This window comes from Shewanella sp. HL-SH4 (genome assembly GCF_051164845.1).
Lineage (GTDB): Bacteria > Pseudomonadota > Gammaproteobacteria > Enterobacterales > Shewanellaceae > Shewanella > Shewanella glacialimarina.
The window spans coordinates 1,582,380-1,608,193 of record NZ_CP195037.1 but is presented as its reverse complement, the minus strand read 5'-3'; the positions used below and the strand labels follow the sequence as shown (position 1 = coordinate 1,608,193).

Sequence of the window (25,814 nt, the reverse complement as noted above, 5' to 3'; positions counted from 1 at the left end):
TTAATGCTTAGTTAATTTCTCTTTGTGTTTAATGACCTGACGATCGAGTTTATCAATCAGGGCGTCTATAGCGTGATACATGTCAGCATGTTCAGATGTCGCAAATACCTCAGCTCCATTCAAGCTGACTTTTGCTTCAGCTATCTGTTGTTGCTTTTCGACATTTAATACTACGTGGACATTATTGATCTGATCGAAATGTCGTTCAAGTTTTGTAAACTTACTTGTGACATATTCTCTTAGTGATTCAGTAATTTCAATATGATGACCCGTTAAGGTGATTTGCATATTTATCCTCCAATTGCCTAGGTAGATTATAAACTCTTACGTTGGTTTGAGGGAGGGATCATCATCGCTTCGCGGTATTTCGCTATGGTGCGACGTGCAACATTAATCCCTTGTTCTGCCAGAAGATCTGCCATTTTACTGTCGCTTAGTGGTTTTTTCTGGTTTTCAGCAGCAACCAGCTTTTTAATAAAAGCTCTAATTGCTGTAGACGAACATTCTCCGCCATCATCAGTACTGACATGGCTAGAGAAAAAATACTTAAGTTCGAACAGTCCGCGCGGTGTGTGCATATACTTTTGTGTGGTGACACGCGAAATAGTGGACTCATGCATTTCGACAGCTTCAGCTATGTCATTCAACACCATAGGCTTCATGGCTTCAGCACCGTACTCAAAAAAACCTTGCTGAAATTGCACAATACAATTGGATACTTTAAGCAGGGTGTCGCTGCGGCTTTCTAAGCTTTTGATAAACCATTTGGCTTCTTGTAAGTGACCTCGAATAAACTGAGTGTCTGTTGAACTCTTACTGCTTTTTGCCATGGCGGCATATTGTTGATTAATGCCTATTTTTGGCATGTTATCAGGGTTCAATTCAACGACCCAACGGCCATTCTTTTTGGTCACTGACACGTCTGGGATAACATATTCATCATCCGGTGGGGTGATCATTGTGCCAGGACGTGGATTTAAAGATTGAATTAATTCAATTGCTTCGCGCAGCTCATCTTCTTTTAGCTTAGTTTTACGCATGAGTGTGCGAAAATCACGTCCAGCAATCAAATCTAAATAATCTTTGATTAACATTCTGGCATTATCGATATGGGGCGTGTCTGGTGCAAACTGAACAAGTTGAATCAATAAACATTCACTTAAGCTACGTGAGGCGACACCCAGAGGGTCGAAATGTTGTATACGTTTTAGTACCGCTTCGACTTCGTCTAATTCGACAGAATCATCGCCCATAGCTTCTAAAATATCTTCAGTACTTTGGGTGAGATAACCTGTGTCATCAATGGCATCAATAATGGCAGTGGCAATAGCGAGGTCTGTTTCAGAAAAAGGGGTTAGATTTTTTTGCCATTCTAAATGCTCGTATAATCCTTCGGATGTTTCACCTTGGAAGGGCATGTCATCATTTGGCATGCTGCCAGAACCCGAACCAGGGCTTGCCATTGGGGAGGCGCTGTACACTTCATCCCAGGTAGTGTCCATTGGCAAGTCTTCAGACATTTGCTCTTTAGTCATTGACTCTGCGGTGTCGACATTTGAAGTGTCTTTTTCGACTACAGGTGCGCTTACTTCATTGAAGTCAGTTTCTGATAGGTCTTTGGAGTTATCATTTTTGTTGCTAAGTGCTGAAAATTCATCTTCCATTTCAAGCAAAGGATTGGAATCTAATACTTGTTGAATTTCTTGCTGTAACTCCAAAGATGATAACTGCAGCAAACGTATAGCTTGTTGCAGCTGTGGGGTCATAGTGAGGTGCTGACCCATTTTAAGTTGGAGTGAAGCTTTCATTACTGCTGATCCCTAGAAGAATTCGGCTTTCTACACTGATTAAAGTGAGTGATAGTCGCAATTTTTTAACAAATGGTTTTACTTTACCTATACACGATCAATTAACTTAGTCGCCAGAAACATTTTGCCAAGCAAGTGCTTCAGGTCCTATTTAGATTAACTATAGCTTGAATTGTTCGCCTAAGTATACTGCTCGAACTTGCTGATTGTTGAGTACTTCAGTTGGGGTGCCTTCGGCAATCAAATTCCCCTGGCTAACAATATATGCCCGCTCACATACATCAAGTGTTTCACGGACATTATGATCAGTAATTAATACGCCTAGGCCACGGTGTTTGAGTTGAAGAATAATTTTCTTAATATCAATCACTGAAATAGGGTCAACACCCGCAAAGGGCTCATCTAACAATATAAATTTAGGATTGGCTGCTAAAGCGCGTGCAATTTCTACCCGTCGTCTTTCACCACCAGATAGCGACATGCCTAAGCTATCGCGAATATGGGTAATATGGAATTCTTCTAAAAGATGCTCCAATTCCTGAATTCGCTCATCCGAAGTCATCGATTTTCGGGTTTGCAACACGGCCATAATATTATCTTGCACACTGAGCTTTCTAAAAATACTGGCTTCTTGTGGTAAATAGCCAATACCTTTTCGCGCACGTAAATGCATTGGGTCAGCAGTTAAGTCATCGTCATCAATTAAAATGCGGCCATGGTCACTTTTGACTAAACCAACAACCATATAAAACGTGGTCGTTTTACCTGCGCCATTGGGACCAAGTAGTCCGACAATTTGGCCTGTTTTTACAGTTAAGCTGACACTTTTAACCACTTGACGACTTTTATAGCTTTTAGCTAAATTCTCAGCTGTTAAGGTAATTTGGGTCATTGGTTACCTTGCTTTTTTAACGGGATTTCAGGTAATTTTTGTGCTGGTGACTCATCATTTTGGAAATTTTCCGGTTGAATAATGGTAATAACACGATCTTCACCTTTACCGGTACTTTCAGCGATAAGTTCCTGAGCATTGATATTGTAACGGATCACGTTACCCGTCACTTTACTGCCTGCTTGATCTAGCTTAGCGTTACCGGTTAATAACAGTCCAGTTGTTGCTAAGTCATAACGAATTTCATTGGCGCTTGCTGTACCTATGCGACCATCATCAAGTTCTTGTGAAAATGTAGCAGGGTTACCGGTCGCAATGAGCGTTTTAGTCTGGCCGTTTTCAGCTGAAAATGCCCGCAGTTCATCGGCTTCGATATTGATCGAGCCTTGGGTAATTTTTACTGGGCCGTTAAAAATAATTTGATTATTTTTAACGTCTGCTCGTTGACTTACGGCAGCAATTTTAAGCTCTTGCTTCAAATCGCCTTCTTTAGCTACGGCGTTGCCTGCCAATACACTAATCGCTAAAGTGCAAATAACACTGCTTTTACCGAGCAATGTGGTTAAAAACTTAATGTGGTTCATATGTCCCTTCTACCTGGCTGAGTAAGGTAATTTGTTCTGCATTGAGATCGGCAAATAGCCCTAAGCCTTGAATAATAAAACCATTACCTTTAATGGTAACTGACTCTTCAGAACGACCTATCATAGTGTTTAAATTAAAGGTGACTTGTTGAGTTTCAAGTGATTGTAATGGTTCTTCAATATCAATGGCATCAATTACTACATCGTTATGTAAACTGACTTCATTTGAATGTTGATCTAAGGTCGCATTTTTAGCTGTTATTTGCCACTGCGCTTTACCATTTTCAGGGTAAAGAAGTAGTACAGGCGCAGTAAATGAAGTGGTATTTGTGCTGGTGAAATGTTCCATATGCTCGGCGCTAACTTTGCTGTCAATAAACCCGAGTTTATTAAATTCTGTGGTGCGAAGATTGTCAGCCACAAAATCAGGTCGCTCAATTCTAGGATCTTTAATTAACGCCATTTGGTTACGTTTGACTTGTACTTGCCAATACAATACCAAGGCTAAGCCAAAAAATGCACAAATAGCCAGTGTGGTTCGATTCATATGCTCATACCATGGGCACTTTCAAATTTATTTTGGCTTAATAACAACAAATCAGTGAGTTCTCTTAAGGCACCATTACCACCTTTAATGGTGGTTATCATATGGCAATGTTGTTTCACGTAAGGATGGCCATCGGCCACGCTGACAGCAAGTCCTACTACTTTCATCACAGGTAAATCTACCATGTCATCGCCAATATAAGCTACTTGTTCAGGAGTAACGTTATATTTTTTGATTAATTCCTCGTAGGGAGTAAATTTATCATCTATCCCTTGATAGATATCTTTGATACCTAAAGCTGTCATGCGATTTTCGACAATTTTAGATTTTCGTCCGGTAATAACCGCCACATTAATGCCACTGGTTAATATGGAGCGAACGCCATATCCGTCTCGTGTATGGAATGCCTTTGACTCTTCGCCGCTATTATTAAGGTAAATACGGCCGTCAGAAAAAACACCGTCAACGTCGCAAATAAGCAGTTTAATTTTTTGAGCGCGCAGCCAAATATCATCACTAATAGGGCCATAAAAACCTTGGTGAGTGTGCGTATTTATTGTCATGTTTAAATTACTCCTGCTTTGACCATATCGAGCATATTCAATGCACCAATAGGCTGGTGTGCGTCATTGACCACAATCAAACCATTAATGCTTTTCTCATCCATTATTTGTAACGCTTGAGCGGCCAAGATGTTAGCCGGGCTAGTGACACATTTTTTGGTCATAACCTGTGAAATAGGCGTGGTGCGAAGATTGACTTCTGCATCGATAACACGTCGTAAATCACCATCAGTAAAAATACCGACTAAAACATTATTACCATCAACAACCGCGGTCATACCTAAGCCTTTATTTGATATTTCATACAAGGCTTCAGTGATACAAATATCTTGCTGTACCAAGGGGAGATCTTTGCCTTGGTGCATGACATCATTAACCTTGAGTAATAATTTTCGGCCCAAAGAGCCCCCCGGATGTGAGAGGGCAAAATCATCACGGGTAAAACCTTTTGCTTGTAATAGGGCGACCGCTAAAGCATCTCCCATGACTAATGTCGCCGTCGTGCTTGATGTTGGCGCTAACCCAAGGGGGCAAGCTTCTTCTAGCACTTCAATACATAAATGCACTTTTGCCAGCTTCGCCATATTAGAGTCTGGTTTACCAGTAACTGCAATCACAGGCACGCCCATACGTTGAATAACAGGCATTAATGTCAAAATTTCACTTGATTCACCTGAGTTCGAAATAGCTAAAATAATGTCGTTTTTAGCTAATGCGCCAAGGTCGCCATGACTGGCTTCTCCTGGATGAACAAAAAAAGCTGGCGTGCCTGTACTGGCAAATGTGGCTGAAATCTTATTACCGATGTGGCCAGATTTTCCCATGCCCATTACAATAACTTTACCTTTGCATTGCATGATTAATTCACATGCCTGCCCGAACGCATCTGAATCTACAAATTGGTAGAGATGCTCAAGTGCTGCTTTTTCAATATCAATGACTTTACGGCCCCATTGACGAAATTGAGTTTGGTTTGCCATGTATGTCTCTCTTGGTAAAGTCCTTTGTGCTCCATTAAGAAGCGTTGAATACAACGTATTGGTAAGCCACAAAGGTTAATAGTAATAAAACGCCATGCCAAGGCGTAAGTTGTCGCTTTGCACCGCTGGATAACACTAACACTGCTAATGCGGCACTGGTGCCCAGTACCATGTAAAAATCTCTGTTTACCGCTGTCGCATCAACCTCACCTGGTGAGATTAGCCCTGGAATAGCTAAAACCGCAAGAATATTAAATAAATTAGACCCGACAATATTGCCAATAGCTAAATCGTGTTCTTTTTTTAACACTCCGGCGATACACGCCGCTAATTCTGGCAAGCTAGTGCCGACAGCAATGATGGTCAGCCCAATGACTAAATCAGACAAACCATAAATTTTTGCAATACCAACAGCACCGTCTACCATCCAACCAGCTGAGAGTGGTAAAAACACAATGCCGACAATAATCCACATGATAGCATTAAAAGTAGGGACGCCTTTAGGGATCTCGCTGTCGATTTCGGCATCAAGGGGGTCAGTATCTTTGTTACTTAAAGCTTGATAAATAAATCCGCCCATAACAAGCAAGAAAGCCACGACTAAAATCATTCCTTCAACCCGTGTCAGAAAACCATCATGGATCAAATATCCCGCTAATAAAGTTGCAGCAAGCATGAGTGGCACTTCACGTTTTAAGGTTTTAGAGCTAACGCTGATTGCCCCAAGTAAAGCTGTAATGCCTAATATAAGAGTGATATTGGCAATGTTTGAGCCAAGTACGTTACCTATGGCGGTATCGTTCATGCCTTCCATAGATGCCGTTGCCGCAACAAACATTTCTGGTGCAGAGCTGCCCATGGCGACTATGGTAAGCCCAATTAACATGGGAGGTAAGCCAAGATTACGGGCAAATGCAGACGCCCCATAAACAAATTTGTCAGCACTTATTACCAGTACTGCTAGCCCAACGCAAAGCATCAAAATATTAACTAACATGTCATCCCTTCAATTTATTTGAACATGAGCATTTTCCCTGTAAATGACCTAAATTGAAAGCTGCAATAAGTATAAATAAGCTAATCAATCAGTCGATTAATCTTTGTTTAAGATTAATTTCATTTAAGGTTTGAGTATTTTTATCGTGATGAGGTTGTTAGGTGAACAACATTCACGTAAAATTTAACCTTCATTTACGCGCCGGGATGGCAGCTATCTCTTCAAATATTATGTCTGAGACATCAACCGTGTTGCAAAATCCGCTTGTAGAAATTAAACACCTTGGCTTTAGTCGTGGTGAGAAAGTCATTTATGATGATATTTCTTTAACGATCCCAAAAGGGAAAGTCACCGCTATTATGGGCCCTAGTGGTATTGGTAAAACTACCTTACTTAAATTAATTGGTGCTCAGTTAACGCCCGATTCAGGTGAAGTATTATTTGATGGCCTCAATATGCATCAATTATCCCGTACTGAGCTATATCAAGTGCGCAAACGTATGAGCATGTTATTCCAAAGTGGTGCTTTGTTTACTGACATGAATGTGTTTGATAATGTCGCTTTTGCATTACGTGAACATTCAGGGTTACCAGAAACGATTATTCGTTCGATTGTGCTAATGAAATTACAAGCCGTTGGACTTCGTGGCGCAGCTTATATGATGCCTAGTGAGTTATCGGGCGGAATGCAGCGTCGTGCAGCGCTCGCCAGAGCTATCGCTTTAGAGCCTGAAATGGTGTTGTATGATGAGCCTTTTGCGGGGCAAGATCCAATTTCAATGGGTATGCTAGTTAAGTTAATTCGAGAATTATCAGATTCATTAAAGTTAACCTCAGTGGTGGTGTCCCACGACGTCAAAGAAGTCTTAGGCATTGCCGATTATGTTTACGTGATAGCGGATAAAAAAGTTATTGCAGAGGGCACGCCTGAGCAATTGAGAAAATCTGATAACCCGCAACTGATACAGTTTATTGATGGTGCGCCAGATGGTCCGGTACCATTTCATTATCCAGCAGTTGATTATCAACAGGAGTTGTTGAGTGAATCCGATTAATTTGATTGCTGCAATTGGTCGTTATGCCATTGGGTTAGTAGGGGGTTTTGGTAAGGCTGGAGTGATGTTATGGCGCGCCATAGTCCATGTCCCCAACCCTAAAAAAGGCCTACCCTTACTGATTAAGCAAATCTACGTATTGGGCGTGCGCTCAATGATTATTATTATTGTATCAGGCTTATTTATTGGCATGGTATTAGCGCTTCAGGCTTATAATATTTTAGTCGGTTTTGGTACCGAAGACAGCCTAGGCCCTATGGTGGCGTTAAGCTTACTGCGTGAACTTGGACCTGTTGTTACCGCACTGTTATTTGCCGGACGAGCAGGGTCTGCGCTTACTGCTGAAATTGGCTTGATGAAGTCGACTGAGCAATTATCAAGTTTAGAAATGATGGCCATCGATCCGCTCAGGCAAATCATAGCACCACGATTTTGGGCCGGCGTAATCAGTATGCCACTGTTAGCTATGATGTTCAGTTTAGTCGGTATTTTTGGTGGGCATTTAGTTGGTGTGGAATGGAAAGGCATTGATACAGGTGCTTTTTGGTCGATATTACAGGCTTCAGTTGAGTGGCGACAGGATATTGTTAACTGCCTTATTAAAAGTACAGTGTTCGGTATTGTGGTGACATGGATTGCATTATATCGAGGTTATGAAGTGAAGCCTAATCCAGAGGGGATTAGTCGTGCGACAACCTCTACGGTAGTGCAGGCCAGTTTAGCTGTTTTAGCTTTGGACTTTTTGCTAACAGCATTAATGTTCGGAAATTAAGATTAATTTATTAACTATTTAAGTGGTTTAAGCGTATGTTGACACGGAAGATTGAGTTACTTGTTGGTCTATTTTTATTGTCAGGAGTGTTAGCATTTTGCGTATTGGTTTTTAATGTAGCCAATGTCAAAGTCGATACCCAAAATAATAATTATTCCCTCATTGCTGAATTTAATAATATTGGCGGATTAAAAGTGCGTGCGCCAGTAAAGGTCGGTGGTGTGGTTGTTGGCCGAGTGGCCGACATCACCTTAGATGATCGCAAGCTTGTTCCCATAGTGACGTTAACTATGGATAAGCGTTATGATCATTTTCCTGAAACCAGTAGTCTATCTATTTTAACATCAGGCTTGTTAGGTGAGCAGTTTATTGGCTTAACCCCAGGTTTTATGGATGATGATATCGACATGCTGGGTGATGGTGACAAAGTTGATGACACCCGCGGCGCGTTGATTTTAGAAGACCTTATTGGTCAATTGTTATATAGCATGTCGTCAAAAGATAAATAGGAGCGGTTTTATGCAAGCATTTTTAGTGCGTATCGTTAGCGCTGTTATATTGTTGACCAGTATTCAAAGCTGGGCGGCAGAAATTAATACTCAAGACCCATATAAATTAATCGAACAAGTGGCCAATCAAACCTTTGATCGCTTTAAAAGAGATAAAGCGATAATCGATCAAGACTTAAGCCATTTAAAAATTATTGTGGCTGATGAACTTATGCCCTATGTCGATTACAAATATGCCGCCTATAAAGTGATGGGCCAATATTTACGTGAAACCAGTGATGATCAAAGAACACGGTTTGTCGAAGCGTTTAAAGGTTATTTAATTGGCACTTATGCACAAGCGTTAACGGCTTATACTGATCAAACTGTCGCATTTGAACCGCCGTCAAATTTTAGTAAAGAGAAAATGGTTGAAGTGAGCGTGCAAATTATTGAGCAAGGTCGTCCGCCGATTAAAATTCAATTCAAAGCGCGTCGTTTAAAAGATAACTCATGGAAAGCATTCGATTTAGTCGCAGAAGGCGTCAGCTTACTTGCATCAAAACAATCTGAAATATCAAATTTAATTCGCCAGCAAGGCATTGAATCGGTCATTACTATGCTGAATGATAAAACAAAGCAAAAAATTGATCGCAAACTAGATAAAGAGGATAAAGCGGCGTGATTCAGTTTGAGCAGCAAGGTGATACTTGCTTAGTGCAAGGGCGTTTAACGCAAGATGAGGTCATACAATTGTGGCCGAATCGACATCAACTGTTTACTGCATCTACCCAAGTGGTAGACTTGTCCGCTTTGACTTATGTCGATAGCGCAGGCGTTGCTATGCTGCTTGCACTAAAAGGATTAGTAATGTCAGAGCAAGATATGTCTTTAGGGACTATTTCGCGTATATTGCAGCATCCTGCGGCTCAATTACAAAAAATGATTGAGCTATACGATTTACACACTTTTTTTGCTGATAATTCTCGTTAATTTGATCGGCATTTAGTTCACCATTCACGATGTTAATTTAGTTAGATTAACATCGCAATAAAGGTATAAATTCATGGATTGCAAAGTTATTGAGCAAATTCTATCCGAAGCATTAGAACTAACAGAAGTTCATGCTACATCTGATGGTAGCCACTTCAAAGTTGTTGCTGTAGGTGAATGTTTTGATGGCATGAGCCGAGTAAAACAACAACAAGCAATATATGGACCGTTAGCAGATAATATTGCCAGTGGCGAGCTGCACGCATTAACTATTAAGACATTTACGCCGACCCAGTGGAAGCGTGAAAAACTTTTCAATATGTAATTAGAGAGCCCAGTGGATAAATTAACCATTAAAGCTAGCCAGCCTTTATCTGGCAGTGTTGTTATTTCAGGTGCTAAAAATGCGGCATTGCCAATTTTAATGGCAGGTGTACTGGCTGAAACTGACTTTATTTTAACGAATGTTCCAAGCCTGCGAGATGTCAGTACCAGCTGTAAGTTGTTACGCTGTCTAGGTGCTGACGTTGAAGAGTTAGGCCAAGGTAAAGTACGGATTTCTACCACTAACCTAAATGAATTTTGTGCGCCATATGATTTGGTAAAAACCATGCGCGCATCTATTTTGATTTTAGGTCCACTGCTTGCCCGTTACGGCACTGCAGATGTGTCTTTGCCTGGTGGCTGCGCTATTGGTGCAAGGCCTGTTGATTTACACCTTCATGGCCTTGAGCTAATGGGAGCTAAAATCGAAGTCAAAGAAGGTTATATAAAAGCACGTGTAGATGGTCGTCTCAAAGGTGCACATATCTTTATGGATATGGTCAGTGTTGGCGCGACTGAGAATTTACTGATGGCTGCCGCATTAGCTGACGGTACCACAGTGATTGAAAATGCTGCCCGTGAGCCTGAAGTGTCAGACTTAGCGCATTGCTTAATTGCAATGGGAGCAAAAATTACTGGTATTGGTTCAACTACATTAACTATTGAAGGCGTTGAACGTCTACAAGGTTGTGAATATCGTGTGATGCCTGATCGCATCGAAACTGGCTCATTTTTAGTTGCCGCCGCCGTTACTCGTGGGCATATTCGCTGTGAAGCGGCAGATCCTGGCTCTCTTGAAGCGGTAATATCAAAACTTGAAGACGCTGGTGCTACCATTACGACAGGTGAAGATTGGATTGAGCTTGATATGCAAGGCAAACGTCCAAAAGCGGTTAACATTAAAACCGCGCCTTACCCTGGCTTCCCGACAGATATGCAAGCTCAGTTTTGTGTACTGAATGCACTAGCAGAAGGCACTGGACGAGTCACTGAAACGATTTTTGAAAATCGTTTTATGCATGTACCAGAGTTAAGCCGGATGGGCGCTAAGCTCGCACTTGAAGGTAATACTTGTATTATCGAAGGTATTGAGTCATTAAACGGTGCGCAAGTGATGGCAACTGATTTACGTGCTTCAGCCAGCTTAGTCATAGCAGGTTTAATGGCAGAAGGGATCACTACGGTTGATCGCATATACCACTTAGATCGTGGTTATGAGCACATTGAAGCTAAGTTTAAAGGCTTAGGCGGTGAAGTATTACGCGTGTCTTAACTTAAGTCGCTTTGAGGCAATCGATTAATTGCTAAATAAAAAAGCCATCAATTTAAATTGATGGCTTTTTTCATGGCAGTTTATGCCATTTAATATCGCGTTGTTGGAATGTTTTGTGATTGTGACTATTGATCAAAAGAGTTCTTTTCTACAACAAATACCGGTATTTCCAGTTTTAATCCCTCTCGAATAACCGTCAATAGCACTTTGTTACCAGGTGGTGTTTCTGCAATTTTATCCATTAACACCTCAACACCTGGAATATCGTCATTACCATAAGTAATAATGACATCCCGTGGCTGTAACTCCGCATTGGCAGCAGGCCCATTAGGGTCAATACCAGTAACAAAAACCCCTTTTAAATCAGGTAAATTTAAAATTTGCGCCACAACTGGGGTTAATGCTTCTCCGGAAATACCAATTGCTCCACGAATAACGCGTCCATCTGCAATGAGTTTGTCCATAATGCTGTGGGCTAACTTTATCGGGATAGCAAAACTAATGCCATTGCCACCATTATCACCGCCGACTTTAAATGCTGCGGTGTTTATTCCAATTAATTCACCAGTGGTATCAATTAACGCGCCACCAGAGTTACCTGCATTAATCGCAGCGTCTGTTTGTAAAAAGTCTAAATAACCTGAGCTTAATCCACTGCGACCTGTCGCACTAATAATACCCTGAGTAATTGTTTGTCCAAGGTTATAGGGATTGCCAATGGCTAACACTACATCGCCAACTAATGCTGGGTTAGTTAAGTTAATCGGTACGACAGGGAGGTTGTCACCTTCAATCTTTAACACGGCTAAATCTGTTTCAGGATCACTGCCGACCACTTCAGAGGTAAAGCGCCGTCCATCTTGCAGTGCAATAACTATTTCATCGGCACGTTTTATAACGTGATAGTTGGTTAGAATATAACCTTGATTACTCATAATAACGCCAGAGCCTAAGCCCTGTAGTGAACTTGAGTTAAGTGGTGCGCGTTGATCAATACTTAAGCTATAAATATTAACAACGGCGGGTGCTGCACGGCGAACCGCTTTAGCAAAAGACAACTCACTGCCCATATTAGCACGCTGTGTTAAACCGCTTTTAAACGGACTGCCTTCAAATGAGGTTGCGATAAGGAAAACGGCAGCCATGATCAGACCAAATAAAATGGATTTGCCTAGATAAATACTAATGTCTTTAAAGTTCATAGTCTGATCTATGTTAAGTAAATAGCGCAAATACTAACATAACTGAAAAAATTAAGCATCGAGGTTGAATGCTCGATGCTTAATTAATGAATGCTAACATTAACTTAAGTGATTACAGTCAACAATCACCACTAATAATGTTAAATCAATTACTCTCAGTATCGATTAATCATTATCGTAAAACTAAATAGCTCAAGTTGTTATCGCGTAGTATTTTAAGCGCGACTGAACCCTGTTGCTTTTCTAGTAGGGCTTTAAAGGATTTTAAATCTTTAACCTGAGTTCGATTAATACCGACAATGAAATCGCCTTTTTGCAGACCAGACATAGCAGCTGGAGAGCCTTGGGCTACATCGGTTATTTCAACTCCTCTAGAGCCATTACTAAGGGTAGTACCCTGAAGCATAGGATGTAATGCGCCTGCAGCGGCTTCAATAGCATCAGCTTTACCTAAAGTTGCTTTAACAGTTTTAGTGTCGCCATCACGTATAAGGCCAAATTCAACTTTTACATCAGCTCCCATAGTGGCTACTTTAGCGCGCAGTTCTTGGAACGACTTAATCTTGCGGCCATTAACGCTGGTAATAATATCACCCGCTTTAATGCCTGCCTTGGCTGCTGCACTGTCTGGCACCACTTCGCTAACAAAAGCGCCATGTTGGGTTTCTAGTCCGAATGCGGTAGCCAGTTCTTTATCTAAATCACGACCCGCTACCCCTAATATTCCTCGTCTTACCTCACCGTGTTCTATGATTTGTTGAACTAAGTTATTGACCATATTTGCAGGAATGGCAAAACCAATACCGACGTTACCGCCATTAGGTGCCACAATGGCGGTATTGATCCCCATTAATTCACCATTTAAATTAACTAATGCGCCACCTGAGTTACCACTATTAATCGCAGCATCGGTTTGAATGAAGTTTTCAAGCATTTCAATGCCCAAACCACTTCGCCCTAAAGCACTCACAATACCGGAGGTCACTGTTTGGCCCAAACCGAATGGATTACCTATGGCCACGGCAAAGTCACCGACGCGAACTTCGTCTGAGTCAGTTTGTTTGATCGCGGTGAGGTTTTTAGCGGTAATTTGTAATAGTGCAATATCGGATTCTTTATCTGCACCTATTAGTTTAGCTTCTACTTCTCGCCCATCGCTTAAACCTATTTGAATATCATCAGCACCATTAATGACGTGATTGTTAGTTACGATATAGCCTTTTTCGGCATCAATAATAACTCCAGATCCTAGACCTCGAAATGGACGTTCTTGGACTTGTTCACGCGGAGCGTTTGGACCAAAAAAATAACGAAATACATCGGGAACTTGCTGCTTAGATACTTGAGTACCTGATACTGCCACAGATACCACAGCTGGTGTGGTGCGTTCTAGCATAGGCGCTAAACTGGGTATTGATTGGCCATCAACAGATTGTGGAATAGCAGCAAAAGAAGTGGTTGGTATAATCGTTAATGATGCGGTTAACAGGGCAGCAGAAAGTAAGCTTAATTTGGTTTTCATTAATATGGCTCCTTGGACATTCAAGCTAATGCTAAAAATATGGCGCTTGAGTGAGGTAAATTAAAGTTAAATATCGTTAATCAGGTAAATTATTAGGTCGTTAAAATTCAAATTTTTGATAAACAATTGTTTCTACAAATGTCGTTGTTTCAAAATGAGCGTTAATTAGATTTGCCTTGAAACGTAAAAATTATGGAAAGTGGATATGTTATTTATTGGGAGTCGGTTTAGATTTGATAGTTCATTAACGATTAACAAAGGTTAATTTGATCGTTTAACGCGGTTACTCGTATTGAAAGTTTAATGTTATTATTCGCAGCAATTATTTGATGTAAGAGAGTCATAATCGTGTCTCAGTTAACCCCTTGGCAGCATTATCAACAAGATCTCACCCGTGAGGACTTCTCCCACGATCCAGCTCAAGAGCAAGCTGTTAGATCATTACAGCGTGTGTTTGATGAAATAATTGCTACCAATCAACCTATATCTGGTTTATCGAAGATACTAACCGCATTTGGGAAAAAACCAACAACATCGGTTAAGGGGTTATACCTATGGGGTGGCGTCGGGCGTGGCAAAACCTACTTAATGGATACCTTTTATGATGCGCTTCCAGGTGATAAAAAACTCAGGGCGCACTTCCACCGTTTTATGCATCAACTTCATCATGACTTGGGTGAGCTAAAAGGGGTGCAAGACCCGTTACTGACGATCGCAAAAAAAATGGCCAACCAATACCAAGTAATTTGCTTCGATGAGTTTTTTGTTTCTGATATTACCGATGCGATGCTATTGGGCACCTTGTTTCAAGCCCTATTTAAAGAAGGGGTGGCATTAGTGGCTACCTCGAATATTATTCCTGATGATTTGTACAAGAATGGCTTACAACGGGTCCGTTTTTTACCTGCTATCGCTCTGATCAATAAGCATTGTGAGATTTTAAATGTTGATTCAGGTATAGATTACCGTTTAAGAACTCTAGAGCAAGCTGAGATTTACCATTACCCGCTTGACGAATCTGCGGACTTGAATTTACATACTTATTTCAAACAGCTTGCACCAGAGTCTGAGGTGTTAACCGATGCTATTAATATTGATGGTCGCTTAATTAGTATCCGTCAGCAATCTCAAGGAGTGCTGCTCGCCAACTTCAGAGATATATGTGATGGGCCCCGTTCGCAGCGAGATTATATGGAGATAGCGCGAATTTATCATACCGTATTACTCAGTGGGCTTGAGCAAATGGGTGATCAGTTAACCGGTGATGATATTGCCAGGCGTTTTTTAGCTATGGTAGATGAGTTTTACGAGCGAAATGTAAAATTAATTATTTCTGCACAGGTGCCTTTAGAAGACATTTATACTAAAGGTATGCTCAATTTTGAGTTTCGTCGCTGCCGTTCAAGATTAATAGAAATGCAATCCCATGATTATTTAGCTTCAGAACATTTACCTTAAAAAATAGTATCAATACGAAATTAGCTGTTATTTTGAGCAAAATTAAATAGTAAAAGTGCTGCTAAAACGATCAAACTATTTAACGCTTTTTATAAATATCAGGTGATTTCTATCTCATGTTTGCGTATAATCCGCACCTGCCCTCGTTACTCCGTCGAATTGGGCGGAAGTTTTAAGCCAATATTCATGCTCGAAGGGGCAAGAATCGGTCCATTTTGTGTTAATTGCGACTTGCAGTTGGCATGTGAGACAGAATTTTAAACATTGGGTTTTTGTAAAAAATGAAGACTACATTTAATGCTACATCAGAAACAGTCACACGTGATTGGTTCGTCGTTGATGCCGAAGGTAAAACTTTAGGTCGTATGGCTACTGAAATTGCTACTCGTTTACGCGGTAAGCACAAGCCTGAGTACACACCTCATGTTGATACTGGTGATTACATCATCGTTATTAATGCTGAGAAAGTTACCGTAACTGGTAACAAAGCTGCTGGTAAAATTTATTACTCGCACACTGGTTTCATCGGTGGGATTAAGCAAATTTCTTTTGAGAAATTGCAAGCTCATAAACCTGAGATGATTATCGAGAAAGCTGTTAAGGGTATGTTGCCAAAAGGTCCATTGGGCCGTGCTATGTTCCGTAAACTTAAGGTTTACGCAGGCACTGAGCATAACCATGCTGCACAACAACCACAAGTTCTTGATATTTAAAACGGGAGTAAGCTAATGTCTGCAACTCAGTACTACGGCACTGGCCGTCGTAAAACATCAACTGCTCGCGTATTCGTTAAAGCAGGTAGTGGTACAATCGTTGTTAACCAACGTCCACTAGATATATATTTTGGCCGTGAAACTGCTCGTATGGTTGTTCGTCAACCACTAGAGCTAGTTGAAATGACTGATAAATTCGACATATATGTAACTGTTAAAGGCGGTGGAACCACTGGCCAAGCAGGTGCAATTCGTCACGGTATTACTCGTGCGTTAATGCAACTAGACGAGACTTTACGTCCTTCTCTACGTGCCGCTGGTTTTGTTACCCGTGATGCTCGTAAAGTTGAGCGTAAGAAAGTTGGTCTACGTAAAGCACGTCGTAAGCCACAATTCTCGAAGCGTTAATTCGCCTTTGGAATACAAAAAACCCAGCTTATGCTGGGTTTTTTATTGGCTGCAGTTTTATAATAATAAGCTAAATGCATTCAAATTAACGGGGAGTTCAAATGACATTACAGCTTTTAATGACAGCAATTGCCTTGGTATTAATCGTTGAGGGGCTTGGTCCGTTATTGTTTCCACAAAAATGGAAAAAGTATTTATTTGAGCTTTCTGGGCAAAACCAAAATGTTCTCAGACGCTTAGGTGGATCTTTAGTCACAGCGGGGATCGTTTTATTGATTATTTTTTAATAAAATACTTGCCTATAACCCCCTAAAATCTGTTAAAATTCTATTTTATACCACAAGACGTTGCAGCTAATAATGGGCAAAAATGTAGTCGTACTCGGCACTCAATGGGGTGACGAAGGCAAAGGTAAGATTGTCGACCTTTTAACAGAACAGGCAAAATACGTAGTTCGTTACCAAGGCGGCCATAATGCCGGTCATACTTTGGTAATTGATGGTGAAAAAACAGTACTTCATTTAATTCCATCTGGCATTTTACGTAATAACGTAAAATGTTTGATTGGTAATGGTGTCGTTGTTGCCCCTGATGCGTTGATGAAAGAAATCAACATGCTGAAAGAGCGCGGCGTACCTGTTGAAGAGCGTTTACTTATATCTGAAGCGTGTCCGCTAATATTACCCTTCCATTGTGCACTTGATATTGCTCGCGAAAAAGCGCGTGGCAATAAAGCGATTGGCACAACGGGTCGCGGTATTGGGCCAGCTTATGAAGATAAGGTTTCACGTCGTGGTCTTCGCATCGGTGACTTATTCAATGCAGAACTTTTTGCAACTAAACTAAAAGAAGTGATGAAATATCACAACTTTATGTTGACTGAATACTACAAGGTAGAAGCTGTTGACTATCAAAAAACGCTAGATGATGCATTGGCTATTGCTGATTATCTGAAGAGTTTATGTGTTGACGTTACTGAGTTATTAGATACCGCCCGTAAGGCTGGTGAGCCAATTCTATTTGAAGGTGCTCAAGGTACATTATTGGATATCGACCATGGTACATATCCATTTGTAACTTCTTCTAATACTACTGCTGGTGGTGTTGCAACAGGCTCAGGTTTTGGTCCACGTCATATTGATTATGTACTTGGTATCATGAAAGCTTACACTACACGTGTAGGTGCTGGTCCTTTCCCAACGGAATTAGCCAATGAAATTGGTGATTACATTGGTGAGAAAGGCCAAGAGTTTGGTGCGACGACGGGTCGTAAACGTCGTCCTGGTTGGTTAGATGCAGTGGCAATGCGCCGTGCAGTTCAAATCAATAGCGTAAGTGGTTTCTGCTTAACCAAACTAGATGTATTAGATGGTCTAGAAGAAGTTAAAATCTGTGTTGGTTATCAAAACCCAGATGGTACTGTTTCTAAAATTACGCCACTAGCTGCTGAAGGCTATGAGCTAGTTACACCTATCTATGAAACCATGCCAGGTTGGAAAGAAGTGACTTTTGGTGCGACGTCAATTGAGCAACTTCCTGCTGCTGCAATTAACTACATCAAACGCATTGAAGAACTATTAGAAACGCCAATCGATATCATCTCAACCGGTCCTGACCGTAATGAGACCATGATTCTAGTTAATCCGTTTAACTAAAATCAATATCGTAAAAAGGCCGCGTTAAGCGGCCTTTTTAATGAAAGCGGCTTTGAAAGTATTGGCTTAGTCCTTAAGAAAAGTGTGCAGCGGCCGATTAATAAGTTAATCAAACTGTCATAGAGAATTATTATGTTACGGCTTTCATTATTTCTCACACTTACGTTATTATTTGGCTCGACTATTCAAAGTGCCAATGCCGTCTCTGGCGCCTATGATATTTATAGCGATGAACAACTCATTAATCTGATCCGCAGTAATCAATATCTTCAACGTGTGAAGCTTGATGAGTGCCAGTTAGTACAAGATATTGAAGCTAGAGCAGAAGTGCTACAGCAGCCCTTATATCAATTTTTATGGGGCGAAATGTTAAATCACGGCGTGTGTGTGAAAGCACATCCTTCTCGTGGAATAGCAATATTACAAACGGCCGCCGAGCAAGGCAGTGCCGAAGCTATGTTAAAATTAGCTGATTATTACTACCGAGGACAACTGGTGGTAAAAGATCGACATCGTTCAGTGCAATACACATTACCTGCAGCAGCGAATGGTGATGTAAATGCTCGTATGATGTTAGTTAAACTGTTTGCTGAAGGTTATGGCAGCCCAAAAGATTACGAAATGGGCTATCATTGGCTTTATAACAGTATTTTTGATGATGAGAGTCAGCAAAAGAAGGCGACTTCATTGTTACAACAACTTGCTGTAAAAATGCCCACAAGTATTGTTGAAAGGGCCCAGCAGCAACAACTTTATATGCAATAAGGCATACAATATTATGCCGATGATTTGGAAATTGAATGATCACCGATCCTCATTTTGAGAGAGAACAAGACAAGTACGATAATCCTATTCCTAGCCGTGAGTACATTTTAGAGTACTTGCGCGCACAAAAGTCACCCGTTACCCGTGACAAAATCGCCGAAGCGTTAAAAATAACTGAGGAAGAGCCATTAGAAGCTTTACGTCGTCGCTTACGCGCGATGGAGCGTGATGGCCAGTTAGTGTTTACTCGGGGTCAAAGCTACGGTTTACCTGAAAAAATGGATTTACTATCGGGCACTATTATTGGTCACCGAGACGGCTTCGGCTTTTTAAAGCTTGAAGAAGGTGGTGACGATTTATTTATCAATAACCGTGACATGCTGATGTATTTTCATGGTGACAAAGTGCTGGCGCAAAAAGCCGGTACAGATCGTCGTGGACGCCGAGAAGCGCGCATTGTGCGTTTGGTTCAAGAGCGAAGCGCAGCATTAGTTGGCCGATACCATGTTGATGGCGGGATGGCATTTATCATTGCCGATGATCGCCGTATCAACCAAGAGATTTTAATTGCCAATGAAGATAACAACGGCGCTCGTGCCGGTGATGTTGTGGTGGTTGAGCTAACAAGACGACCAGGTCGCTTTGTTAAAGCAGCCGGTAAAGTCACTGAAGTCCTAGGTAAAACGATGGCACCTGGGATGGAAATTGAAATTGCACTGCGCAATTATGATTTACCCCATACCTGGTCAGATATTATTGAGAAAAAACTTAAGCGTATACCTGATGAAGTGCCTGATTCAGACAAACAAGGCCGAGTTGATTTACGTCATTTACCACTAGTTACTATTGATGGTGAAGATGCACGTGACTTTGATGATGCGGTTTATGCGGAGAAAAAACCGGGTGGTGGCTGGCGCTTATGGGTGGCTATTGCGGATGTAAGCCATTATGTGCGCACAGATTCAGCATTAGATGTGGAAGCTCGTGAGCGTGGTAATTCGGTATATTTTCCTTCGCAAGTTATTCCTATGCTGCCAGAGAAAATTTCTAACGGATTATGTTCGTTAAATCCCCATGTCGATCGTTTATGCATGGTGGCCGAAATGACTATTGCCGCCAGCGGTAAATTGTCAGGTTATAAGTTTTACCCTGCAGTGATGCATTCCCATGCGCGTTTCACGTATACCCAAGTTGCCGACATGCTAGAAGGTGGCGTTATTGCCCCTGAACATCAAGCATTGTTCCCACATTTACAGTGTTTACAGTCTTTGTACTTAACCTTAGATGAACGACGAGCTGAGCGTGGCGCCATTGCATTTGAAACATTAGAGACGCAATTTATTTTTAATGAACAGCGCAAAATCGATAAGATTGTGCCTAGAGGCCGTAACCAAGCGCATAAAATCATTGAAGAATGTATGATTTTAGCCAATGTGGCATCAGCTAAGTTCGTTAAAAAGAACAAGGGTGAAGTGTTATACCGTGTGCATGAAGCGCCGTCTGAGCAAAAGTTAGCAAACTTTAAAGAGTTTCTCGCTGAGCGTGGTTTATCGATGGAAGGTGGCTTAGAACCTACACCAGCAGATTACCAAGGTATTATGCTGAAAATTGCAGATAGACCCGATGCAGAGCTCATTCAGGTTATGTTATTACGCTCTATGCGCCAGGCTATTTATAGCCCAGATAATGACGGTCACTTTGGTTTAGCCCTAGAAGAGTATTCTCACTTTACATCACCTATTCGCCGTTATCCCGATCTTGTCCTCCATCGGGTGATTAAGTTCCTGCTGGCTAACAGTGAAGGCACGGTTAAAGACAAGTGGACTCAGGACGGTGGCTTTCAATATACCCTTGCTGAGTTAGATTCATTAGGTGAAGAGTGCTCAACCACTGAGCGCCGAGCAGATGAAGCGACTCGAGATGTGAGCGACTGGCTTAAATGTGAATACATGCAAGATCATGTTGGTGATGACTTCGACGCTGTAATTGCATCGGTGACTAACTTTGGCTTATTTGTGCGCTTAAATGATTTATTCATTGATGGTTTGGTGCATATATCCAGCTTAGCAAGTGATTACTATCAGTTTGATGCTATGCGCCAGCGCTTAGTGGGTGAGAATACCCGTCAAGTTTATCAAGTTGGTGATCCAGTAAGTGTGAAAGTGGCAGCCGTTAACCTAGATGATCGCCAAATTGATTTAATTATGATTGGGGATAACAGCAAAGGTCAGGGCAAACGTCGCAACAGCAACAAGCCACTTACGGCGCGTGATCGTGTTAAGTTAGAAGGAGCTAAGTCTGCTCGTGGCGCTAAAGAGGGTGATAAACCGTCTAAAGGTCGTGGTAAGAAAGTCGCTTCTGAAACTACTGGTTCAGCAGTTAGCAAAGATCCAGCTAACAAGGGGCCAGCTAAAAAAATCGACTAGCAAAAAACCTCGGGTTAAAAAACCTAACGCAAAAAAGGCTGACGCCAAAAAGACCGACGCTAAGAAAACGGCTGTTAAAAAGCCTCTAGCGAGTAAATTGAAAGCTAAGAAGACCGATGCTAATAAAGCCAACAATAGCGAATCAACCGCAAAAGCGGCTGAAGCCAAAAGCAGTAAGAGAAAGTAATTAAATGAAAAAACAAGATGTTATTTTTGGTATTCACGCCGTTGAAGCCTTATTAAAAAACAGCCGAGAGCGCGTTATTGAATTATGGCTAATGCAAGGTCGCGATGATGAACGTTTAGAACCTCTAGTAAATGCAGCCCAAGAAGCGGGTATTAAGTCACAGCGTTCAGCGAGAAAAGTGCTTGATGAAAAAGCAGAAAGTACTCAGCACCAAGGTGTCGTAGCGCGTGTAACCGCAGCCAAAGTGCTTGCTGAAAGTGAGTTAGACGCTTTACTGGATAAACTCAGTGCTGAGCAGAAAACGCCTTTCTTCTTGATACTCGATGGTGTGACAGATCCACATAATTTAGGCGCCTGTATTCGTAACGCTGATGCTGCTGGTGCGCACGGGGTTATCGTACCTAAAGATAATTCTGTTGGCCTAACATCCGTTGTGAGTAAAGTTGCGAGTGGTGCAGCAGAAGTTGTGCCGTTATTTCAAGTGACTAACTTGGCACGTACAATGCGACACATCCAAGACAAAGGTGTGTGGATTGTTGGCGCCGCAGGTGAGGCTGACAGTAACGTCTACCAAGCTGACTTTAAAGGTGCGTTAGCGATTGCTATGGGCGCGGAAGGTAAAGGCTTACGCCGTTTAACCCGTGAAAGCTGTGATTCGCTAATCTCTATTCCGATGTCAGGAACAGTTTCAAGCTTAAATGTATCTGTTGCTACCGGTATCTGTTTGTTTGAAGCGGTACGTCAACGTTTAGTATAACGACCACTAATTTGTGATGAAAAAAGCGAGCTGATGCTCGCTTTTCTGTGTTTGTAACTAAACCCAATGTCTGACTAAGTTTTGCGAGTTTCTACTTGGCTTGTAATATTATTTTGGTCTACGTGGTTAATTACATCATCATTTTTGTCATCAACTACTTGGGTGTAATCAGGCTCATCGTCTAAAACATCGTCTTCTGTGCCAACCATATCAAATGCATTATCATCAGGATTAATCATCTGATCCTGCACAGATTGCACATTTACCCTAGGGTCAAAAGAGGCAGCCAATGGTGATGAAACTAAATCTCCACCTGCCATCACATAGTCATTACTTGAGCCCTGTTCAGCTTTTTGCTTGTTATTAATAAATAATAAGCGAATAACTAACGTGAAAGCACAAATACTCATAAAGCCATATAGCATATTGTTACCAAAGTGCTGCATCAGTGATGAAGCGATAAGTGGGCCAATACTGGCGCCAATACCAAATGTCACTAAAATTGTGGCCGATAATCCGACTCGCTCATGTTGCTCTATACGAGAATTGGCTAACGCCGTGGCTAATGGATAAAGTGTAAAAGCCAACACGCCAAATATTCCTGTTAAGACTAATGAGATTTGAGCATCAAAAGGCACCAAAGCAATAACCAGCACCAATATACCAAGCAGACCACAGTTAATGCGAATAAGGCGGCTTCTTGGCATTAAGTCAGACAGTTTACCCATAGGCCATTGGGCTAGCAGACCTGCGAAAATAGTACATGACATATATAAGGCGACAGATTGAGGTTCAATACCTTGCGCAGTAGCATAAGCTGGCGCTAAACCATAAAAGCATCCCACTATCATGCTACCCAAAGCTATAGTGGTTAGTGCTTGCGGGGCGCGTTTCCAGTAGTGCTTCATGTTAAGTGGTGCAGGTGTTAATGGCTCTGGGTGAATACGGCGTGTAATTGAAATGGGTACAGTACACAAAGCAAAACAAATTGCGATAAGCAGTAAAGGTTCAATACCTAAGTCTGGGTATAAGCTAATGGCGCCTTGGCCAGCCATTAATGCCAAGTAAGATACAATCATATAACTGGCAAAAACGGTACCGCGCTGGCTTGGCTCTGCTTGTTCGTTAAGCCAGCTTTCAAGCACCATGTATTGACACATCATGCCCATGCCAACAAGCACACGTAGGATTAACCAAATGGTTAGGTTATCAATTAATGCATGACCTAAGGCAGATGCAGTCACCACACCCGCACATGCAACAAAGGCACGAATATGGCCAACTTGCGCAATGAGTTTATGACCCACTTTGGATCCACATACCAAACCAATATAGTAGGCAGACATCATGCCACCTACCCATATTTGTGGCACGTCCATCATAGTGAGCTTTAGGCCTAAATATGTAGTCAGAAGACCAGCTGCCAGTACCATCATAAAGGTGGTGCTGTATAACGAGGTAAAACTACGTAATGGACTGGTCATCACACTGCCTCTAAAGGTTATTTATGACTCCGCTTAAATAAGCGTAATTACTGGAATGTGTACAGTAAGTTGAATGTTGTAATTGTATCCGTCTTCTGACTGTCCTGTGGCACATCAGAGGTATATTTAACGTTAACGCCAATTTTAAATGCCCAATCTTGAATGAAGGTATTTCTATAGTTCATATCTAAGGTCAAGGTGTTGTTATCTTGGCCCGTCTCAGCCGTCACATCGGCATTTAGACTAGTATATTCCTGTAGCTTTACAGAGTACTTAGCCGCAGAACGTAAAATGATATCTCTGTTTGGCGTTGGCTCTGGATCAATAACAGATGAAGAGGGTAAGTCATAACGATAACCAGGACCGAATTCTAAACTGAGTTTAGTTCTATAGTTTTTGATTAAATCAAAACCATAACCTGAGGAAATAGTATAAATTTTGGTGAACGAGCCGTATTGGTTCCAGGTGAATTCACCGCGGCCAAAAACGTATCCTCGTTCTAATTTATAGTTACTTTGAAGATAAACCTCATATTTCTCCGAGGTTGCTTCACTTCCGTCAGCAGAGTAGTAAGCTTTTAAGGTGCCTTCTTGCTTAGTATTAAGGGTGTCGTAAGTCGCATAAGTACGCCCGTTGAAGTTTTTGGTTTCATTATTGCCACTATTAAGCTGCAACCCGGCTTCAATTTCAGCATTAAAACCGTTCTCGGGCTCTTGATAGTCAGGTGGTACTAGAGCCCACGCGGAAGGGGACAATATCAGCAAACAGCAGATAGACAGCGCTTTTTTCATAATGATCACTATTTCTTGTTATCCATTACAACTCATTCTTAACTGCCGACATGATACCTGTATTCAATAACACAGGAAAGAATACTTTATTACTTGAGTTTGTGGGGGAGTTTCGGTATCATCGCGCGCTCAAATCAGTCACTTTAATTCGTTCCTTGCCTCCACATTGGTCTGACTGAGCCAGAAAAGAGGCTACTTAACCGTAAGGAGCAATAAATGCGTCATTATGAAATCGTATTTATGGTTCACCCAGATCAAAGTGAACAAGTCCCAGGTATGATTGAGCGTTACACCGGTGTTATCACCGCTGCTAACGGTACAATTCACCGTTTAGAAGATTGGGGCCGTCGTCAATTGGCTTACCCAATCCAAGACCTACATAAAGCTCACTATGTTCTTTTGAACGTAGAAGCAACTGCAGAGTCTATTGAAGAGTTAGAGACAGCTTTCCGTTTCAACGACGCTGTTCTGCGTAACTTTGTAATGCGCACTAAAGCTGCTGTTACTGAAGCTTCACCTATGGCAAAAGCAAGAGACGAACGTGAAACACGTCGTTCATCTTCTGATGACCGTATGGACGAAGAAAGCGCTGAAGAAAACGCTGAATAATTTACTCTGTGAATAACCATTTAACTTTGTTTGGAACCATTACGCGTTCAAAACAAATGAGCAGTCCCAGCGGTATTAATCATACGATTATTACGCTAGAACATAAGTCACAGAAGTATGATGCAGAGTTATTACGTAACGTATACTGCCTTATACAAGTGGTGTTGAGTGGTCCACGCTTTAAAAGCGTAGCAGATAAATTAAAAGCAGGTGTGCAGGTTGAAGTTGAAGGGTTTCTTTCACTCCAACAAGGACGAAATGGTCAAAACCGTTTAGTTTTGCATGCTGAAAATGTCGAATTGAAAACTTAGGAGACTGTCAAAATGGCACGTTATTTCCGTCGTCGCAAGTTCTGTCGCTTCACAGCTGAAGGCGTTACAGAAATTGATTATAAAGATATCGTAACTTTAAAGAACTACGTAACAGAAAGCGGCAAGATTGTTCCTAGCCGTATTACTGGTACTAGTGCTAAATACCAACGCCAACTAGCTCGCGCTATCAAGCGTGCTCGTTATCTTTCTCTACTGCCATATACTGATTTACATCAGTAATATAGCAGTA

Annotated in this window: 30 protein-coding genes; 18 read left to right on the top strand and 12 right to left on the bottom strand. The window is 41.5% G+C overall.

Going from position 1 to position 25,814, the window contains the following annotated elements; all coding sequences use genetic code 11:
- The 8 genes from hpf to ACRWQL_RS07930 form a co-directional block, all read right to left on the bottom strand.
- Positions 1 to 288 carry a ribosome hibernation promoting factor gene (gene hpf, locus ACRWQL_RS07965; RefSeq protein ID WP_226411418.1) on the bottom strand — a complete coding sequence of 96 codons (288 nt, stop codon included), beginning with the start codon at positions 286 to 288 and terminating at the stop codon, positions 1 to 3.
- A gap of 26 nt (positions 289 to 314) precedes the next feature.
- Positions 315 to 1,808, bottom strand: a complete 1,494-nt coding sequence (locus ACRWQL_RS07960; protein ID WP_434928126.1) for an RNA polymerase factor sigma-54 — start codon at positions 1,806 to 1,808, stop codon at positions 315 to 317.
- 160 nt (positions 1,809 to 1,968) lie between these two features.
- Positions 1,969 to 2,700: an LPS export ABC transporter ATP-binding protein gene (gene lptB, locus ACRWQL_RS07955; RefSeq protein ID WP_434953003.1), complete on the bottom strand. Its 732-nt coding sequence runs from the start codon at positions 2,698 to 2,700 to the stop codon at positions 1,969 to 1,971.
- Complete coding sequence (gene lptA, locus ACRWQL_RS07950; RefSeq protein WP_434928128.1) at positions 2,697 to 3,284, bottom strand: lipopolysaccharide transport periplasmic protein LptA; 588 nt, start codon at positions 3,282 to 3,284, stop codon at positions 2,697 to 2,699. The genes lptB and lptA overlap by 4 nt, the downstream gene beginning before the upstream one ends.
- Positions 3,271 to 3,831 carry an LPS export ABC transporter periplasmic protein LptC gene (lptC, locus tag ACRWQL_RS07945; protein ID WP_434928129.1) on the bottom strand — a complete coding sequence of 187 codons (561 nt, stop codon included), beginning with the start codon at positions 3,829 to 3,831 and terminating at the stop codon, positions 3,271 to 3,273. Before lptC ends, lptA begins: the two co-directional genes overlap by 14 nt.
- Complete coding sequence (gene kdsC / locus ACRWQL_RS07940) at positions 3,828 to 4,394, bottom strand: 3-deoxy-manno-octulosonate-8-phosphatase KdsC (protein WP_434953001.1); 567 nt, start codon at positions 4,392 to 4,394, stop codon at positions 3,828 to 3,830. Before kdsC ends, lptC begins: the two co-directional genes overlap by 4 nt.
- 2 nt (positions 4,395 to 4,396) lie before the next feature.
- Positions 4,397 to 5,374 carry a KpsF/GutQ family sugar-phosphate isomerase gene (locus ACRWQL_RS07935; protein WP_434928132.1) on the bottom strand — a complete coding sequence of 326 codons (978 nt, stop codon included), beginning with the start codon at positions 5,372 to 5,374 and terminating at the stop codon, positions 4,397 to 4,399.
- A gap of 34 nt (positions 5,375 to 5,408) precedes the next feature.
- Positions 5,409 to 6,371, bottom strand: coding sequence for a calcium/sodium antiporter (locus ACRWQL_RS07930; RefSeq protein ID WP_434952998.1), 963 nt, complete (start codon positions 6,369 to 6,371; stop codon positions 5,409 to 5,411).
- A 230-nt stretch (positions 6,372 to 6,601) separates the two neighbouring features.
- Between ACRWQL_RS07930 and mlaF the strand changes: the two genes are divergently transcribed.
- The 7 genes from mlaF to murA all read left to right on the top strand — a co-directional run bounded on the left by mlaF (position 6,602) and on the right by murA (position 11,276).
- On the top strand, positions 6,602 to 7,426 hold the full coding sequence (mlaF, locus tag ACRWQL_RS07925) for a phospholipid ABC transporter ATP-binding protein MlaF (RefSeq protein WP_226416042.1): 825 nt from the start codon (positions 6,602 to 6,604) through the stop codon (positions 7,424 to 7,426).
- Positions 7,413 to 8,198, top strand: coding sequence for a lipid asymmetry maintenance ABC transporter permease subunit MlaE (mlaE, locus tag ACRWQL_RS07920; RefSeq protein ID WP_434928136.1), 786 nt, complete (start codon positions 7,413 to 7,415; stop codon positions 8,196 to 8,198). Before mlaF ends, mlaE begins: the two co-directional genes overlap by 14 nt.
- A gap of 35 nt (positions 8,199 to 8,233) precedes the next feature.
- Positions 8,234 to 8,707: an outer membrane lipid asymmetry maintenance protein MlaD gene (gene mlaD, locus ACRWQL_RS07915; protein ID WP_434928138.1), complete on the top strand. Its 474-nt coding sequence runs from the start codon at positions 8,234 to 8,236 to the stop codon at positions 8,705 to 8,707.
- 10 nt (positions 8,708 to 8,717) lie between these two features.
- Positions 8,718 to 9,371: an MlaC/ttg2D family ABC transporter substrate-binding protein gene (locus ACRWQL_RS07910; RefSeq protein WP_434928139.1), complete on the top strand. Its 654-nt coding sequence runs from the start codon at positions 8,718 to 8,720 to the stop codon at positions 9,369 to 9,371.
- A complete protein-coding gene (locus ACRWQL_RS07905) occupies positions 9,368 to 9,679 on the top strand; it encodes an STAS domain-containing protein (RefSeq protein ID WP_434952997.1) in 312 nt (103 codons plus the stop codon). The genes ACRWQL_RS07910 and ACRWQL_RS07905 overlap by 4 nt, the downstream gene beginning before the upstream one ends.
- Before the next feature lie 73 nt (positions 9,680 to 9,752).
- On the top strand, positions 9,753 to 10,004 hold the full coding sequence (locus ACRWQL_RS07900) for a BolA family protein (protein ID WP_434928143.1): 252 nt from the start codon (positions 9,753 to 9,755) through the stop codon (positions 10,002 to 10,004).
- Between the two features lie 12 nt (positions 10,005 to 10,016).
- The gene (murA, locus tag ACRWQL_RS07895) at positions 10,017 to 11,276 is read left to right on the top strand and encodes a UDP-N-acetylglucosamine 1-carboxyvinyltransferase (RefSeq protein WP_434928144.1); all 1,260 of its coding nucleotides are present in this window, start codon (positions 10,017 to 10,019) and stop codon (positions 11,274 to 11,276) included.
- A 125-nt stretch (positions 11,277 to 11,401) separates the two neighbouring features.
- Here the strand turns inward: murA and degS are convergent, their stop codons facing one another.
- Entirely contained in the window at positions 11,402 to 12,478 is a 1,077-nt protein-coding gene (degS, locus tag ACRWQL_RS07890; protein ID WP_434928146.1) for an outer membrane-stress sensor serine endopeptidase DegS, read from the bottom strand.
- 172 nt (positions 12,479 to 12,650) lie between these two features.
- Positions 12,651 to 14,000: a Do family serine endopeptidase DegQ gene (gene degQ / locus ACRWQL_RS07885; protein ID WP_434952996.1), complete on the bottom strand. Its 1,350-nt coding sequence runs from the start codon at positions 13,998 to 14,000 to the stop codon at positions 12,651 to 12,653.
- Positions 14,001 to 14,348: 348 nt separating this feature from the next.
- On the opposite strand from degQ, the gene zapE reads away from it, so the two are divergent.
- The 8 genes from zapE (at position 14,349) to rlmB (ending at position 22,369) form a co-directional block, all read left to right on the top strand.
- Complete coding sequence (gene zapE, locus ACRWQL_RS07880) at positions 14,349 to 15,458, top strand: cell division protein ZapE (protein ID WP_434952995.1); 1,110 nt, start codon at positions 14,349 to 14,351, stop codon at positions 15,456 to 15,458.
- A 281-nt stretch (positions 15,459 to 15,739) separates the two neighbouring features.
- Entirely contained in the window at positions 15,740 to 16,171 is a 432-nt protein-coding gene (gene rplM, locus ACRWQL_RS07875) for a 50S ribosomal protein L13 (RefSeq protein WP_226411384.1), read from the top strand.
- Positions 16,172 to 16,186: 15 nt separating this feature from the next.
- A complete protein-coding gene (gene rpsI / locus ACRWQL_RS07870) occupies positions 16,187 to 16,579 on the top strand; it encodes a 30S ribosomal protein S9 (protein ID WP_235086614.1) in 393 nt (130 codons plus the stop codon).
- Positions 16,580 to 16,680: 101 nt separating this feature from the next.
- Complete coding sequence (locus ACRWQL_RS07865; RefSeq protein ID WP_226411380.1) at positions 16,681 to 16,866, top strand: DUF2065 domain-containing protein; 186 nt, start codon at positions 16,681 to 16,683, stop codon at positions 16,864 to 16,866.
- Positions 16,867 to 16,938: 72 nt separating this feature from the next.
- Entirely contained in the window at positions 16,939 to 18,234 is a 1,296-nt protein-coding gene (locus tag ACRWQL_RS07860) for an adenylosuccinate synthase (protein WP_434928149.1), read from the top strand.
- Positions 18,235 to 18,366: 132 nt separating this feature from the next.
- Entirely contained in the window at positions 18,367 to 18,999 is a 633-nt protein-coding gene (locus ACRWQL_RS07855) for a tetratricopeptide repeat protein (RefSeq protein WP_434952994.1), read from the top strand.
- Positions 19,000 to 19,034: 35 nt separating this feature from the next.
- Entirely contained in the window at positions 19,035 to 21,425 is a 2,391-nt protein-coding gene (rnr, locus tag ACRWQL_RS07850) for a ribonuclease R (RefSeq protein WP_434952992.1), read from the top strand.
- A 191-nt stretch (positions 21,426 to 21,616) separates the two neighbouring features.
- Positions 21,617 to 22,369, top strand: a complete 753-nt coding sequence (rlmB, locus tag ACRWQL_RS07845) for a 23S rRNA (guanosine(2251)-2'-O)-methyltransferase RlmB (RefSeq protein WP_434952991.1) — start codon at positions 21,617 to 21,619, stop codon at positions 22,367 to 22,369.
- Positions 22,370 to 22,443: 74 nt separating this feature from the next.
- On the opposite strand, the gene ACRWQL_RS07840 is transcribed toward rlmB, so the two are convergent.
- A complete protein-coding gene (locus tag ACRWQL_RS07840) occupies positions 22,444 to 23,853 on the bottom strand; it encodes an MFS transporter (protein WP_434952989.1) in 1,410 nt (469 codons plus the stop codon).
- Positions 23,854 to 23,900: 47 nt separating this feature from the next.
- Positions 23,901 to 24,644: a DUF481 domain-containing protein gene (locus ACRWQL_RS07835; RefSeq protein ID WP_434928156.1), complete on the bottom strand. Its 744-nt coding sequence runs from the start codon at positions 24,642 to 24,644 to the stop codon at positions 23,901 to 23,903.
- A gap of 216 nt (positions 24,645 to 24,860) precedes the next feature.
- On the opposite strand from ACRWQL_RS07835, the gene rpsF reads away from it, so the two are divergent.
- Genes rpsF through rpsR form a run of 3 tightly spaced genes read left to right on the top strand, consistent with a single transcriptional unit; the run spans position 24,861 to position 25,804 of the window.
- The gene (gene rpsF, locus ACRWQL_RS07830) at positions 24,861 to 25,253 is read left to right on the top strand and encodes a 30S ribosomal protein S6 (protein ID WP_226411372.1); all 393 of its coding nucleotides are present in this window, start codon (positions 24,861 to 24,863) and stop codon (positions 25,251 to 25,253) included.
- Between the two features lie 8 nt (positions 25,254 to 25,261).
- Positions 25,262 to 25,564 carry a primosomal replication protein N gene (gene priB / locus ACRWQL_RS07825; protein WP_226411371.1) on the top strand — a complete coding sequence of 101 codons (303 nt, stop codon included), beginning with the start codon at positions 25,262 to 25,264 and terminating at the stop codon, positions 25,562 to 25,564.
- 12 nt (positions 25,565 to 25,576) lie between these two features.
- Positions 25,577 to 25,804 carry a 30S ribosomal protein S18 gene (rpsR, locus tag ACRWQL_RS07820; protein ID WP_226411370.1) on the top strand — a complete coding sequence of 76 codons (228 nt, stop codon included), beginning with the start codon at positions 25,577 to 25,579 and terminating at the stop codon, positions 25,802 to 25,804.
- Positions 25,805 to 25,814: the final 10 nt, after the last annotated feature.

What these genes read in the sequence shown, in the direction of transcription:
- ACRWQL_RS07900 (WP_434928143.1), top strand. Translation starts at nt 9,753, where the DNA reads ATGGATTGCAAAGTTATTGAGCAAATTCTATCCGAAGCATTAGAACTA.
- degQ (WP_434952996.1), bottom strand. Translation starts at nt 14,000, where the DNA reads ATGAAAACCAAATTAAGCTTACTTTCTGCTGCCCTGTTAACCGCATCA.
- rpsF (WP_226411372.1), top strand. Translation starts at nt 24,861, where the DNA reads ATGCGTCATTATGAAATCGTATTTATGGTTCACCCAGATCAAAGTGAA.
- rpsR (WP_226411370.1), top strand. Translation starts at nt 25,577, where the DNA reads ATGGCACGTTATTTCCGTCGTCGCAAGTTCTGTCGCTTCACAGCTGAA.
- lptA (WP_434928128.1), bottom strand. Translation starts at nt 3,284, where the DNA reads ATGAACCACATTAAGTTTTTAACCACATTGCTCGGTAAAAGCAGTGTT.
- ACRWQL_RS07840 (WP_434952989.1), bottom strand. Translation starts at nt 23,853, where the DNA reads ATGACCAGTCCATTACGTAGTTTTACCTCGTTATACAGCACCACCTTT.
- mlaF (WP_226416042.1), top strand. Translation starts at nt 6,602, where the DNA reads ATGTCTGAGACATCAACCGTGTTGCAAAATCCGCTTGTAGAAATTAAA.
- lptC (WP_434928129.1), bottom strand. Translation starts at nt 3,831, where the DNA reads ATGAATCGAACCACACTGGCTATTTGTGCATTTTTTGGCTTAGCCTTG.
- ACRWQL_RS07860 (WP_434928149.1), top strand. Translation starts at nt 16,939, where the DNA reads ATGGGCAAAAATGTAGTCGTACTCGGCACTCAATGGGGTGACGAAGGC.
- rplM (WP_226411384.1), top strand. Translation starts at nt 15,740, where the DNA reads ATGAAGACTACATTTAATGCTACATCAGAAACAGTCACACGTGATTGG.
- rpsI (WP_235086614.1), top strand. Translation starts at nt 16,187, where the DNA reads ATGTCTGCAACTCAGTACTACGGCACTGGCCGTCGTAAAACATCAACT.
- rlmB (WP_434952991.1), top strand. Translation starts at nt 21,617, where the DNA reads ATGAAAAAACAAGATGTTATTTTTGGTATTCACGCCGTTGAAGCCTTA.
- degS (WP_434928146.1), bottom strand. Translation starts at nt 12,478, where the DNA reads ATGAACTTTAAAGACATTAGTATTTATCTAGGCAAATCCATTTTATTT.
- ACRWQL_RS07930 (WP_434952998.1), bottom strand. Translation starts at nt 6,371, where the DNA reads ATGTTAGTTAATATTTTGATGCTTTGCGTTGGGCTAGCAGTACTGGTA.
- ACRWQL_RS07855 (WP_434952994.1), top strand. Translation starts at nt 18,367, where the DNA reads ATGTTACGGCTTTCATTATTTCTCACACTTACGTTATTATTTGGCTCG.
- lptB (WP_434953003.1), bottom strand. Translation starts at nt 2,700, where the DNA reads ATGACCCAAATTACCTTAACAGCTGAGAATTTAGCTAAAAGCTATAAA.
- hpf (WP_226411418.1), bottom strand. Translation starts at nt 288, where the DNA reads ATGCAAATCACCTTAACGGGTCATCATATTGAAATTACTGAATCACTA.
- ACRWQL_RS07960 (WP_434928126.1), bottom strand. Translation starts at nt 1,808, where the DNA reads ATGAAAGCTTCACTCCAACTTAAAATGGGTCAGCACCTCACTATGACC.
- ACRWQL_RS07910 (WP_434928139.1), top strand. Translation starts at nt 8,718, where the DNA reads ATGCAAGCATTTTTAGTGCGTATCGTTAGCGCTGTTATATTGTTGACC.
- mlaD (WP_434928138.1), top strand. Translation starts at nt 8,234, where the DNA reads ATGTTGACACGGAAGATTGAGTTACTTGTTGGTCTATTTTTATTGTCA.
- ACRWQL_RS07865 (WP_226411380.1), top strand. Translation starts at nt 16,681, where the DNA reads ATGACATTACAGCTTTTAATGACAGCAATTGCCTTGGTATTAATCGTT.
- rnr (WP_434952992.1), top strand. Translation starts at nt 19,035, where the DNA reads ATGATCACCGATCCTCATTTTGAGAGAGAACAAGACAAGTACGATAAT.
- ACRWQL_RS07935 (WP_434928132.1), bottom strand. Translation starts at nt 5,374, where the DNA reads ATGGCAAACCAAACTCAATTTCGTCAATGGGGCCGTAAAGTCATTGAT.
- kdsC (WP_434953001.1), bottom strand. Translation starts at nt 4,394, where the DNA reads ATGACAATAAATACGCACACTCACCAAGGTTTTTATGGCCCTATTAGT.
- ACRWQL_RS07835 (WP_434928156.1), bottom strand. Translation starts at nt 24,644, where the DNA reads ATGAAAAAAGCGCTGTCTATCTGCTGTTTGCTGATATTGTCCCCTTCC.